This window comes from Pseudomonas sp. KH_050 (genome assembly GCF_057838875.1).
In genome coordinates, this window is sequence record NZ_CM174478.1 from 1865579 (window position 1) to 1877283 (window position 11705).

Genomic DNA, 11705 nt, shown 5'->3' on the forward strand with positions numbered 1-11705 from the left:
TGCTCTCCTCGGAACTGGGTCTGATTTAGCGCCGTTTCAGTTCTTGCTTGAGTTTTTCGGTCAGATATTTAGTGAGCAATCCGATATCAGTGGGCGTGTTCTGGATACCATTCCAGGGGCGGCGGTCGGTTTCAGAAATGTGCCAATCACCACTTGTCCATGCTGTATGAGGTTTCAAAAGTTTTAGACCTTTGATAAAGCCTTCCTTGCTGGTTGTGCCTTGATCGGAGTAGAGCAACTCCATAACGAAGCTCAAAGACACCAGGCCCGCCCCGTGTTTCAAACGTGAATTCCTGGGCGCTAGTCCTTCCCATTCCGATTTGAAAACTACACGCACTGCATGGAAGAAGTTATTGATAAGTTCGATGCTGCGCCCCTCAAAGTCATCAAACTTCATGAAGCTACGAATCGCGCCATCATTCGCAGAGTTCATTACGAACTTCTGCATCGCCATGTCGCTTAGTACTCCGCTAGGATTCGTATGTTGTTTGATCTCGCCAAATAGAGAGGAGTTAGGCAGAAAATTCAACAAATCAATAATGCGAGCAGCAAATTTACGACTTGTGAACCGTTCTGGCAGGCCATCAACAGTCGGTAAAAGTTCATAGATCAGCGATTTTGGCAGCGGTCGCGTATTGTTGACGAGCACAAACTGTTGTCGCAGTTCGTTGTAGTCTTTACAAATCAATGCAGATACAAATACCTGGAATCCAGGTTTTTCCATCGTCGCAAGGGCGCTGAGTCGTTGTTGTCCATCGACCACAAAGCCTGGCTTGGATTCGGTAGCATCAATAATGATTTCTACAATCCCTTCGCCGAGGTCTTTAATCGTTACCCCATCCAGAAAGGCCAAGATAATTGCGTTAGGAAGCAATGCATCGTCGCGCTGAAGATAGTCACGAATATCTCTGATGTGCGACGCGACTTGATGGCGCTGAAAGCCTTTGAGGTGGCCTTCTTCATCGCGGCCGACTCTCTCAATTTCAGAAAAGTCTAAAATTTCATTTGGAGTGGCCGCAAACGAAAATACATCATGCCCGGAGGCCTGTTGGGCGCGCACACCCTTAAATCGATAGATCATTGTTTCGAAAGTTCCAGAGTTTTCTGAAGGTGGCGGTGGTACACGCCTAAGTTGTGAAATCCGCGTCTTTTGTTTCGATTGCTGGCTCGAAAGATAATAGTTTCAATGCCCGCTGACTGACAAATCGAACATTGGCATTTTTGCCACGGTTTATCTCTCAGCGTGGGTGAGATTAGTCGGACATGCTTGGCGATTTCTTTTTCCATTTCTATTGATGATGATATCGATCCGGAAAGAGTCAGTCGGAGATAGTCTACTAGCACGGCTAAAGTTGAATCAAAGTCGAGCAGGTTTTTATCGTAGTCGCGGATCGCTAGCAACGCCGCTTTTTCTTTGATTTGTAACTCTTCTGCGCTCAGAGTGCCTTTTTTTATTCCTTGCATCAGGCGTGGATTTTCAATCGCCTGAGGAATGCGGATAGCTGTGTAGTAGTCCAGTTTGCTTGTATTGTTGCCCATGTAGTAATTACACTTTGCATCTTTAAATGCGCGTATAAGGGGGGAGGTTGAGTCAAAGCTGGTAATGCCATATCCGGTGAATTCATGGATGTTCTCGGCTTTAGCAAACCCCAGCAGATGAATATTTGTCTCGGGCTTAAGGACCGCTCGAAGCTCTTTCAGAACCTCATGGATTTGATCGACTTTCAAAGGTACTAGACCTCCGATCGCCAAGTAGCGATAACCCATGTCTTCGAGTTGTTTTGCAGCGTTCGCCATGCTTTGAGGAGACCAACCCTGTACCGCTCCAAGAGGTTCGAAAGGCCATTCCGCCTCCTTCACTAAACGCAGAAACTCTTGCGCATTTTTGAGCGTGATTTCGTACCGAAACAGCACATCTTCCGACTGGCTCAATGCTGGAGGATTGCTGGAGTCGCAGTTGAATATGATGTGGTCCGGCGAGCAACCGTGGGTGAATCCCGCGTCTGAGTAGAACTCTACTACTTCGCTTGGGCTATACGCAGGGGTAGGGTGCTCTACATAGGCGAAAGCCCCGCAGTCACCTAGGACCATCGTATCTTTGAACTGGATGCCATCGAGTCGTAGAAATTTGCGCGCGCCTTCTCTGAGGAAGCGCTGCTGCTCGGAAGTCGAGTACCGAACCTTTGAATTAGCGACGCCATTTGCAGGTCGCACTGCGCTCATCGAGACCAAGAGCCCATCATAAGGGACGGGGGTCATCATTTCGTGCGCATACTGGTCATCCCAGTATCTCTTCCGGCCCGGCGCATTTCGATCGTTGATGAAATCGTAGTCCGGGTCTACGTAGTCTTGGGTGTCGGCGTATAAAAATTTCATTGGTGAGCGCTGGTCATATAGAGGCGGATCAAGGTTTCTTGCAGCGCCTTGATATCTTGAGGGGTGCTTTGGATTTCATTCCACTGGACATTAATCATCGGCCACTGACCTGTTGTCCATGCGCAGTAAGGGGCTACTCTGGCCAGTTCTTGTAGCACGGCTTCGTAGGTTTCGCGCTGACCACCGATTTTGGCGTAGATCCGATCCATAAGCACGCCCATGGCGATGATCCCCGCTGAGTGCATGAGTCGACTGCTCTTGGATTCAAGTGCCCACGCCTCTGGAAACGTATCACGCACTGCCCGCCAGAAGGTCGTCAGTAGGTTGTACATGGACTCAACGTTCGCCGCACCGTCGGTGCTGGAGGTATAGGGAGCCAACGCCCCCAACGGATTACTGATGCTATTGCGGATCATCGTTATTACAGCGGTGTCAGTGATCACTGCTTTGCTATTTTGCTCGGACGACCGCTTTATGAGTTTGTGGAAAGGGGAGTTGGGATCGCGGCTAAGAAGCCCGCACAACTCAGCTGGTGCCTTGCGAGCACTCAGTTCGCGGGGCAAAAGGATGCTGCCTGTCTCCGGCAGTAGTTCGTTGATCAGTCGAGTGGGCAAGGGTTTGGCCTTGTTGACCAAAATAAATTGCTCGCGCTGGGTGGTCAGGCTGTCGGATACAAAACCGATCACTGGCACAGGAAGATCCGAATTGGCCGCTTTCGCCAACGCCAATGAGCGTTGTTGCCCGTCTACGATCCAGGCAGATCTCATTCCTTCCTCCTTGATAGGGATCGTCAGCGTACCCGCTTGCGAAAGCCCCGCGTCGCCTGTCGGCTTGCTCCCGCGCGCTGCAACAAAACGCAGGTCAGGAGACAGCGCTAAGATAATTGCATTGGGAAAAAGTACATTTCCCTGATTGAGGTACTCGGTGATCCCTTTGACATGACTCTTAATCTCGGGGCGCTGAAAGCCCTTGAGGGGACTGCTGTCTTCACGCGACAGGCGGCTGATGTCAGCAATTCGGACCAGGTCAGATCCCCTGATGAATAATGCATACACATCAAGGTTGTCGCCTTGCGTGGTGCGTAGTGCACGCACCACAATCGCATCTTCGCTCGTCATGCTTTGCTCTCTATGCTGTCTTGACCTTTGATGTCCTGCCAGATCCTCCGAAAGCGCGATTGCTCGCACGACACCAGGGCGTCGTCCCTTAAGTAGCGTAACAATCGGGTGGAACTGCCTTGGTAGTCAGCCCACACACACTCAAGCATGTAGGCAATTTCACTGTCCGATGCGCGCCGCCGGATGGTCGTTTTTGCTAGGGATAAAAGATCCATCGCCGCGCTGACGCTCTTTCGAGCGATCTCAGCAGGAGCACTCGACAGTTCAAGAATCTCAATGAAATGACGCAGGGCTCTCTGGGGGAAATCGTTGCGAGTGCCGGGTAGTGTTGAGGTTTCAAGGCGTTCGTCGTAGGGCATCGCGATGCGTCGTAAATGGCTGGGAAGCATCTCGATGCCTGGGCGCGAAGTGAATATTCTGAGCTTGTCGATCTGCGTGTCCCTGATTTTTCCAAGGTCTTCGCCTATCAACTGGACATAGTTTGAAGAGAGGGCAATGAGCACCAAGTCGATGTCGGGTTGGCTGACGAGGTCCGCTAGGGCGCTTCCCTTTGATTGGGTGACATTCACGGCTTCCCACCAATCTGATGCGCGCACACCCAATTTTTCGAGACGTGGGATGATAGAATTCGGATCCTGAGCCACCGTCAGGTTGTACGGTGGACATCTCTGATCGCCTTCAATCAACCCTAAGCCGGTCGACGCAAACATTAGCTTCGCGTCCAACTTCGTTGCTACGCGCCTCGCGTCAGAAACGCTTCTGCCCACGTAAAGTGAAGATGCCATCAGAGTGGTGGGACGTTCGTCTATTTGCCCCTTCCACGCCTTTGCCATGGCTGCAATCGATGAATAACACTCGTCGTTCAGCACCACCGGCGGCAGGCCGTCGAGACGTTTTCGATTGGTGCAGTTGGTGATGATGACGGTTCTCATGGGAAAACTGTAGGCCTGTTTTGACGGGTGTTGCATTTATCTGAGGCTGACAATTTACCATTTAATAACTGTATGGGCCAATGCGCTTAGGCTAGTTTTTATGCGGAAGGGTTGGTATAAGAGCCTCAATACTGCTGCTACCCCTCTTTCTGGGGGGGCGTTCGATGAAGGAAGAGACTCATTGCTTAAGTTCAGCGCAATCAAGGCGTTACAGAGCCCAACCCACCAAGTGGTATCGTTTGCGGCTACCGTTGAGCAGATTTTGGCGATCGCTAGCATCGACCGAGTCAAGCGTGATGATCGTGGCGCCCTTCATGGCTTTCAGCGGCCACAGGTGTCCAAGCACATACGAGAGATCCGCGACTACCTCTCCCGTCCCGATGCGGTAATGCCCAATGCTGTGGTGTTAGCGTTTACCAGTGGAGTCCGGGTGGTGGAAGGAAATGGAGCCTATGCAGAAATTGAGGTGGATATTTCATCCGGCCCTCCTGGGTTCGTTGTGGATGGTCAGCAGCGTCTATCTGCGTTAGCTGGGCTCGAGGGGAGTTCGTTCCAGCTACTGGTGTCTGCTCTTGTGTGTGAAAATCAGGAAGAGCTTCGCCGGCAATTCATTCTCGTCAACAACACCAGTCCATTACCGAAGTCGCTGGTATATGAACTGCTCCCGTCTGTCAGCGGCCTTCCATTCAGAATGACTTCCCGCGCCCGCGCAGCCCGCATCGTGGAAATGCTGAATTATGACGATCGATCATCTTTGCAAGGACAGATTAAGCAGCATACCAACCCCTCAGGGGTCATCGGTGATACGTCGCTCCAGAAACTGGTAATGAATTCCCTATCTGACGGTTACTGTCGGGAGGTGATTGAGTTGTCGGGAGGTGAGGATCGGTGTTTCTTGGCCATCAGTGAGTTTTTCCAGGCGGTCCAGGAGGTGTTTGGAAATGCTTGGCATGGTCATACACCTAAAAGCTCTCGTCTCGTCCATAGCGCGGGGATTATTTCCATGGGGTTCGTCATGGAGCAGTTGTGTGCTACCGGAGCGCCATTGGCCCCAGTATTCAAGTTAGGCCTTAGAAAGCTGAAAGGATATACAGCTTGGACGCTCGGTTCGGGAGAGTGGTCGTTTAAAACAGGAAACCGGCCATGGAATGGAGTTCAGAATTTACATGGGGATATTCATCTTTTGACCGATCATCTGACCAGGGTGGTTCGAAGTTCGGAACTCGTACCTAGCTAACTGGTGCTCGTTACTAATTATTTAGGAGGTATTATGACTACTTTGATTTCCTCGGATCTGTCTCCAGCCCTGGCCAGTGATGCCAGTGTCAAAGAGTTCTCAGAAGTCATTCTTCACCTATCCATGGCTTTTCAGGAAGCATTGAGGAGGCTTGCAGGGCAGGACGAAGCTTTCCCTTCGGAAGGGTATGGCATGCTGACTGAAGCGTACGGTTTGCGGACGCGTGCGAACATCCTATACCTGACGCCATCTACCCATGTCGTGCAGGCATTAAAATTTTCCCAGGCTGCTATGTTGGGGAAACTCGAAGAAATATTGAATTGTCTGAGTGATGTAACCGATTTGCACACTGTTAACTCCATTTTGGTTTCCGTGATCACCATTGCATCAGCGCTGGGTGAGGGGCGAGCCAAAGTTGTAGAGTTTTTGTTTGAAACGTTATGCGTCGATCTTGAGTCTTGGAAGGTTTAGTCTAGCTGTTTTGTTTTTTGTCGCGTGAGATACGGGAGGAATCAGTGGAGATTTTTAAAGAATTCGTTTTTGAGGCCGCTCATCGACTGCCCAATGTTCCAGAAGGGCACAAATGTGGGCGTCTGCATGGTCATTCCTTTCGTATTGCAATTTATATTGATGGCCCTGTTGATAGAACGTCGGGTTGGGTCAGGGATTTTTCCGAGATAAAGGAAATTTTCGCGCCTCTGTATGAACGCTTAGATCACAATTATCTTAATGAAATTCCCGGACTGGAAAATCCGACGAGCGAGGTTTTAGCCGTTTGGGTTTGGCAGGAGCTAAAGCCATTGCTTCCAGAGCTATCCGCAGTACGTATTCACGAGACATGTACAAGTGGATGTATTTATAGAGGGCCGGAGGTATAACCACTCTCGTGTGAAGAAAAGTAGAACTATGCGCAGTGTGTAGTTCACTGGATAGGTCTAGGCTTTCATTGTCGTGTTTGGTGGTAATTTTCTTTTCTAGCTCGGCACTCGGCCCTGTAGGGAGGTGGATATGGTCAAGCCTAACAACGGTCGAGGTAAAAGTGCTAGACGTGCTCAGACTCTTTCACCATATTCTCTTAAATGGTACCAGGCGAAGATTACTTCTTGGGACTTTTCATGGTCATTTCGAATGGCTACCCGACGCGAAGTATCGTCTGGGGAGGACGCTATCCAAGAATTCGCTGTCCTCACTTTCAAAGGTACTGTGGTTTATCCAGAGGAATTTAAGTATCCGGAGATAGAGATTCAATTGGTGGAAGGGGTTGCCTTCATCGCCAAAGAATCTGTTACTCCAAGTATTGGCTCGATGAGCGCAAATGGTCGATTGCTCTCGGTCTACGTCTCAGTTCCTGTGGAACGGATAAAGACATTGGTGTCCGTTGCACCACACGTGCTGGTCGTTGATTTTCATGCGTCGCCTTTACATTATCGTCGAGCGTTAGTCGTGTCGATGCAATTAGATACTGAGGTGGAGTAATGTTTGGGCGCTGATCAAGGCGTATGTATCGAGTGAGCAAGGCAGGTCATGGTGTCAGGCGATCCCGTGCCAAAGGTGCTAATCCGGCAACGTTGCATTGCACCGAAACTCAGTTCTCCCCATCCAACAACTTAGCCGCCCTGAACCTCTCTTCGAGCACCAACACCACACCGGGGTAATACCTGGGACCGGAAATGAAGCCTTCATGACCGAGGTGTGGAAAGGTGTAGGCATAACTGGTTTCTTTGCCTCCGGGGCGTACAAATCCCCGCTGCCCCTCTAGCCAGGTATTTAGCAGCGCCATGACTTGTTCCGGGTCCACATTCCCTAATTCGCCGGTGACGGCGTTTAGTGGCAACGAAGGCACGATGAAGGTGGCGGCGAAACGGTGGTCTGTGTCGTTAGCCAGAAGCCCGCTGTCCTCCCAGGCAGCCTGCAAGCCCTTGTGCACATTGCGTGTCGGGTTAGAGCGTGGCCCGACCCGTTGCCAAGCTTGCTTGGCCTCGAAACCGAAGCAAACCTTGCGATTGGTGACATAGAGATCACATCGTCCCGGGCGCAGGTCGCCCGATTCCACGCCATCTGCTTTAACTTTGTGGCGCTTGCCCGTGGAGAACTCCTCCAAGGCCACCCAGTTTTCCATGGACCAGGCGGCGCCGGCCAGCGAGCTAAGAGTGGCACGCTCGTTGTACCACCAGCAGTTATCGACATACTTATGGATCGCCGCGTAACGCTCCACCATCGCCGTCCATTGCTCCAGTAGGGTCTTAAGTGAACCCTTGGGGGCCTTTACCTTGGTAAGCGATGTCATGTGGGTTCCCTTGTGATCTTCTTGATCGTAGAGCCGGTGGCCATTGATGATTTTCATGTATTTGTATTAGTGGCTAAAAGACATAACGCTGTCAATGTAGCTGCCACTGCCCTTCGCCAACAATGAGCTTAGTAAGACGATGTATGTGACGGCCCTGTCCGTGCCCAGGTACGTCGCGGTGCCCCACCTAACTATGCGTCTGGATTATTTGGCGCTATGCCATTGGAAGTTTTTCGATTTTAAGAAAGGGATTATCGGATGGTATCGATTCGAACAGCAGTTTTGATTCTTCAAGTAAATAGCCTTTGAGTATCGCTCTCTTCCGAGGACCTTCGATTTGGCACGTCCAGATGTTCAAGCAATTTTCACGCTTCCTGTGGACTTTCAGTTTCTCGAACTGCTTCTGCACCCAGTGCCATTCTTCAATCTTTTGATTGGCACCCTGTGAGACACTGAGATATACAGCGGTGGGGACTTCTACGGCGTGTTCGTGTTCGAGACGTTTGACGAGCGAAGCCGAACGGACCTGCAGGCTTCGTTGCAAGTTTCAGTGGGTTCGTTCCTGGCAGGGGGTAATCAGCGCGTCCTTTCGGAGCGAGCCTGCGGCGCGCGCGGCCACCACCGCCTCCAGGAGGGGATTGCGCGGTTGGTGTCGCCCAGTTGGGTCATCGTCACACCCAGGTTCAGCTTCGCAGACTCCAAATCCTCCGCCGCTGCTTGAGATTTCTCGGCCGTTTCAATGAGTCCGATGGCGCGCTCATAGTCGGCTATTGCCTTGTGGAGCTGACCGATGCGGTCCAGCACGTTCGCGCTTTGAGCGAGGGTGTTAGCTCGAAGCTTGGGCTCGATCAGGTCTTCGTCGACCCCGTTTGGCGGAACCTTGGCCTCAAACGCGAACGCGAGTTTGAATGTGGGAACGATATAAGGCTCAAACAGCTCAACTCGCTTACGACATGCTTCTGGCCGACATTACCAGGCGTCTAGGGCTTAATAGCGAAATAGTCAGGAAAAGCCGCTCGGCTGGGGGAGCGACGGTTTCACCGGCCGTAGTGGAATGCGGCCAGAGTGCTATCTCAGCTCCAATCAAGAGAAAGGAAGCATCATCGTAATTGGGGACAGTTGCGGACAACGAATGAAGCCCACCTTTTCGTAATACCCCACCAGACGATCGGTGAGCGGATGAACCACGAGAGCCGTTGACGCGACGTCGCTGGACGCGGCAATTGCACGAATAATGGCGTCCTTGAGTAGATCGAGAGACAGTCCCGTGCCCTGGGCTGACTTACATACCCCCATGCGACCCAAGATGGTTACCGGATGCTGGTCCGGAGAGTTGCGTTGCGCCCGCTTGGGCATCACGTCTGCGCGAATTACCACGCCGTTCGACAATGTGTAATAGCCGGCGACGGTTCCGGTGCCCTTAATGCAGGTGACAAACACAGTGGCGTGCTTGGCGTTCTGGGCTTTAAGGGCCCTTTTTTTCAGGTAGTCGTTGATGGATTCCTCACCACAATCAAAAGCGCTCAGATCGTGGCTTACAGTCAGTTTTTCCGGGGCGCTTAGCTCCACCGAGGCGGTCTTTCGAGCAGTTGGCGTAGACATTCGTTATTCCTTACGGGATTCGACTGTAAGGCTTGTTCGAACGCGTCAAACTCATTGTCTGCAAGGCTGAAAAGGCGCTGATCCAGGATGACTTCCTCTGCTTTTTTACATGCAGCGTCCAGGATAAAGCTGGTCCGATCGCTTCCAGAAATGGCTACGGCCACGTCGATCAAGTCTCGCTTTCTAAAGTCGACCCGCATATTGATGGGAACGGCTTTGGTTTTTTCTGTCGCTGCGGTCTTCACAGACAAAAGAGTGGTGGTCATGATTTTGGTCCTGTTATTGCTCACTTTCAGAAAGGGGGGTTACCTCCTTGAACTCATTTCTCGATGGTTACGCAGGTTTGGATGTTCATCTGGTAGCTCCCTCAATAATGCGGCAGTGCCGCTCAAGCCATTAAATGACTGGGGTGCATTGGCTCACCCCATAGAAGAATCATAGGATTTCTGTGTAGCATTTGTCTACACGTAACGCATTCAGCTACACAAAATCTGCTAGACGGTATTGGAGAGCAATAGTGAGGGTTTTTATCGGCGTAGGTGAAAATTGTTTTTTTTATAAGTAACACCCAAAGGGCAACAATATTAGTAGGACGGCAACGGGCCCCGGTCGCCGTGAGTGTTATTTCAATCCCAGCCGCTTCGCCAGTCGGTGCAGGTTGGCCACGTCCATATCCAGTATTCGCGCACAGGCAGACCAGTTCTCTGCGCAATTTTTCAGCGTGTTCTCAATCAGTTGACGCTGGAAGTTATCCGTCGCATCCCGTAGACCTTGGTCAATGCAGGGGGAAGCGGCATCCAGAGCAACAGGCCGTGTATCCATCTGCTCTGGTACTTGATTGAAATGCTGTGCATCAAGCAGCAGCTCTTCACTTTGCTGGGTTGCACGAGCAAGGATTGTCGCTCGATAAATAGCATGCTCCAGTTCGCGAACGTTTCCTGGCCACGTGTACTGCTTGAGCAATGACAGACAGTTGGCAGCCAGAGCCACCCATTGCAATCCCATGCGTACCCGGCTCTGCTCGCAGAAAAAACCTGCTAGCAATGTGATGTCCTGCCCACGCTCACGCAGTGCTGGTACATGCACCGGGAATACGCTTAAACGGTGGAACAGGTCTGCACGGAACCGATTGTCCAACACCTCCTGCTTCAGATCACGATTGGTCGCGGCAAGCACCCGTACGTTGACCCGCAAGACGTTATCGTCACCGACCCGTTGCAGGTCGCCGTATTGCAATACCCGCAACAGTTTTGCTTGCAGGCTCAGCGACAGTTCACCGATTTCGTCGAGGAACAGTGTGCCGTTATCGGCCATTTCGAACTTGCCGGTGCGATGATGGATAGCGCCGGTAAAGGCACCTTTGACATGGCCGAACAACTCACTCTCAGCCACTGATTCCGGCAGCGCAGCGCAGTTTAGATAGACCATGGAATGACTGGCGCGTGATGAACCTTCATGTATGGCCTTGGCGACCAGTTCCTTGCCGACCCCGGTTTCTCCAGTGATCAAGACGTTCAGGTCGGTACCTGCCACTATTTCGATCTCTCTTTTCAACTGTTGCATGACCTCGCTGAGCCCGACCATTTCGGTGCCGGGCTTGCCCGCCGGGACATTACTGATGGAGAGAGGAGTAATCGCCTGACTTTCCAGTTGCTCCACCAGCAGTGCGTTGTTCAGGGCAGCGGAGGCGAGGGCTCCCACCAGTCGCAGCTCTTCATCGCTGAAGTGATCAAACTGTGCCGGGTCCATGCCATCAATTGTCAGCGCACCAATCAGTGTCTGGTCCGCGAACAACGGCAATCCGATGCAGGCGTGCACTTTGAGTTCCTGCCGGTTCGGTATCAGTCCGTCATATGGATCAGGCAAATGACTCTCTGCCGGAAAGCGCACCACGTCACCGGCGCGGGCGATGGCCTCCAGTCGCGGATGTGCATCAAGGCTGAAGCGTCGCCCCAGAACATCCGGTGCCAGGCCATCAATTGCCAGCGGACGGAACTGTTGCTGTTCATAACGCAACAAGGCAGAGGCGTCGCAACCCAACAGCTGGCGCAAGGTATTGATCAGACGTTGAAAGCGGTCCTGATGGGAAATGCCGCTTTGCAACTGGATAGCGATGCGTGCCAAGGATTCAACGGAGAGACTCATATTAGTCA

12 protein-coding genes and 1 pseudogene are annotated in these 11705 nt (G+C 51.8%); 4 read left to right on the top strand and 9 right to left on the bottom strand.

Annotation, left to right across the window (positions count from 1 at the left end):
* Positions 1 to 25: 25 nt before the first annotated feature.
* Genes dbpB (AC3IUA_RS08645) through AC3IUA_RS08660 form a run of 4 tightly spaced genes read right to left on the bottom strand, consistent with a single transcriptional unit; the run spans position 26 to position 4426 of the window.
* Positions 26 to 1081, bottom strand: coding sequence for a DGQHR domain-containing protein DpdB (gene dbpB, locus AC3IUA_RS08645; RefSeq protein WP_489360035.1), 1056 nt, complete (start codon positions 1079 to 1081; stop codon positions 26 to 28).
* On the bottom strand, positions 1078 to 2376 hold the full coding sequence (dpdA, locus tag AC3IUA_RS08650) for a tRNA-guanine transglycosylase DpdA (protein ID WP_102623977.1): 1299 nt from the start codon (positions 2374 to 2376) through the stop codon (positions 1078 to 1080). Before dpdA ends, dbpB (AC3IUA_RS08645) begins: the two co-directional genes overlap by 4 nt.
* Complete coding sequence (gene dbpB, locus AC3IUA_RS08655) at positions 2373 to 3494, bottom strand: DGQHR domain-containing protein DpdB (protein ID WP_489360037.1); 1122 nt, start codon at positions 3492 to 3494, stop codon at positions 2373 to 2375. The genes dpdA and dbpB (AC3IUA_RS08655) overlap by 4 nt, the downstream gene beginning before the upstream one ends.
* Positions 3491 to 4426 (bottom strand): hypothetical protein, encoded by a 936-nt coding sequence (locus AC3IUA_RS08660; RefSeq protein ID WP_029290756.1) that lies wholly within the window; start codon positions 4424 to 4426, stop codon positions 3491 to 3493. Before AC3IUA_RS08660 ends, dbpB (AC3IUA_RS08655) begins: the two co-directional genes overlap by 4 nt.
* 181 nt (positions 4427 to 4607) lie before the next feature.
* Here AC3IUA_RS08660 and dbpB (AC3IUA_RS08665) point away from each other — a divergent pair, with 181 nt between their 5' ends.
* From dbpB (AC3IUA_RS08665) to AC3IUA_RS08680, 4 genes are all read left to right on the top strand, one after another.
* Positions 4608 to 5663: a DGQHR domain-containing protein DpdB gene (gene dbpB, locus AC3IUA_RS08665; RefSeq protein ID WP_489360039.1), complete on the top strand. Its 1056-nt coding sequence runs from the start codon at positions 4608 to 4610 to the stop codon at positions 5661 to 5663.
* A 33-nt stretch (positions 5664 to 5696) separates the two neighbouring features.
* Positions 5697 to 6134, top strand: a complete 438-nt coding sequence (locus tag AC3IUA_RS08670) for a hypothetical protein (protein WP_489360040.1) — start codon at positions 5697 to 5699, stop codon at positions 6132 to 6134.
* Between the two features lie 44 nt (positions 6135 to 6178).
* Positions 6179 to 6541, top strand: a complete 363-nt coding sequence (queD, locus tag AC3IUA_RS08675; protein ID WP_081235185.1) for a 6-carboxytetrahydropterin synthase QueD — start codon at positions 6179 to 6181, stop codon at positions 6539 to 6541.
* 130 nt (positions 6542 to 6671) lie between these two features.
* Complete coding sequence (locus AC3IUA_RS08680) at positions 6672 to 7139, top strand: hypothetical protein (protein WP_489360042.1); 468 nt, start codon at positions 6672 to 6674, stop codon at positions 7137 to 7139.
* Between the two features lie 109 nt (positions 7140 to 7248).
* Here the strand turns inward: AC3IUA_RS08680 and AC3IUA_RS08685 are convergent, their stop codons facing one another.
* The 5 genes and pseudogenes from AC3IUA_RS08685 to norR all read right to left on the bottom strand — a co-directional run bounded on the left by AC3IUA_RS08685 (position 7249) and on the right by norR (position 11697).
* Positions 7249 to 8007, bottom strand: coding sequence for a hypothetical protein (locus tag AC3IUA_RS08685; RefSeq protein ID WP_489360044.1), 759 nt, complete (start codon positions 8005 to 8007; stop codon positions 7249 to 7251).
* Between the two features lie 157 nt (positions 8008 to 8164).
* A pseudogene (locus tag AC3IUA_RS08690) lies at positions 8165 to 8401 on the bottom strand (conjugal transfer nickase/helicase domain-containing protein); the annotation flags it as partial.
* A gap of 632 nt (positions 8402 to 9033) precedes the next feature.
* Positions 9034 to 9552 carry a hypothetical protein gene (locus AC3IUA_RS08695; protein ID WP_489360046.1) on the bottom strand — a complete coding sequence of 173 codons (519 nt, stop codon included), beginning with the start codon at positions 9550 to 9552 and terminating at the stop codon, positions 9034 to 9036.
* Positions 9510 to 9818: a type II toxin-antitoxin system TacA family antitoxin gene (locus tag AC3IUA_RS08700; RefSeq protein ID WP_489360048.1), complete on the bottom strand. Its 309-nt coding sequence runs from the start codon at positions 9816 to 9818 to the stop codon at positions 9510 to 9512. Before AC3IUA_RS08700 ends, AC3IUA_RS08695 begins: the two co-directional genes overlap by 43 nt.
* A gap of 355 nt (positions 9819 to 10173) precedes the next feature.
* The gene (norR, locus tag AC3IUA_RS08705; RefSeq protein WP_489360050.1) at positions 10174 to 11697 is read right to left on the bottom strand and encodes a nitric oxide reductase transcriptional regulator NorR; all 1524 of its coding nucleotides are present in this window, start codon (positions 11695 to 11697) and stop codon (positions 10174 to 10176) included.
* Positions 11698 to 11705 lie beyond the last annotated feature (8 nt).

Excerpts from the sequence above, each read along its gene's own strand:
- dbpB (WP_489360035.1), bottom strand. The coding sequence starts at position 1,081 with ATGATCTATCGATTTAAGGGTGTGCGCGCCCAACAGGCCTCCGGGCAT.
- dpdA (WP_102623977.1), bottom strand. The coding sequence starts at position 2,376 with ATGAAATTTTTATACGCCGACACCCAAGACTACGTAGACCCGGACTAC.
- dbpB (WP_489360037.1), bottom strand. The coding sequence starts at position 3,494 with ATGACGAGCGAAGATGCGATTGTGGTGCGTGCACTACGCACCACGCAA.
- AC3IUA_RS08660 (WP_029290756.1), bottom strand. The coding sequence starts at position 4,426 with ATGAGAACCGTCATCATCACCAACTGCACCAATCGAAAACGTCTCGAC.
- AC3IUA_RS08670 (WP_489360040.1), top strand. The coding sequence starts at position 5,697 with ATGACTACTTTGATTTCCTCGGATCTGTCTCCAGCCCTGGCCAGTGAT.
- AC3IUA_RS08680 (WP_489360042.1), top strand. The coding sequence starts at position 6,672 with ATGGTCAAGCCTAACAACGGTCGAGGTAAAAGTGCTAGACGTGCTCAG.
- AC3IUA_RS08685 (WP_489360044.1), bottom strand. The coding sequence starts at position 8,007 with ATGAAAATCATCAATGGCCACCGGCTCTACGATCAAGAAGATCACAAG.
- AC3IUA_RS08695 (WP_489360046.1), bottom strand. The coding sequence starts at position 9,552 with ATGTCTACGCCAACTGCTCGAAAGACCGCCTCGGTGGAGCTAAGCGCC.
- AC3IUA_RS08700 (WP_489360048.1), bottom strand. The coding sequence starts at position 9,818 with ATGACCACCACTCTTTTGTCTGTGAAGACCGCAGCGACAGAAAAAACC.
- norR (WP_489360050.1), bottom strand. The coding sequence starts at position 11,697 with ATGAGTCTCTCCGTTGAATCCTTGGCACGCATCGCTATCCAGTTGCAA.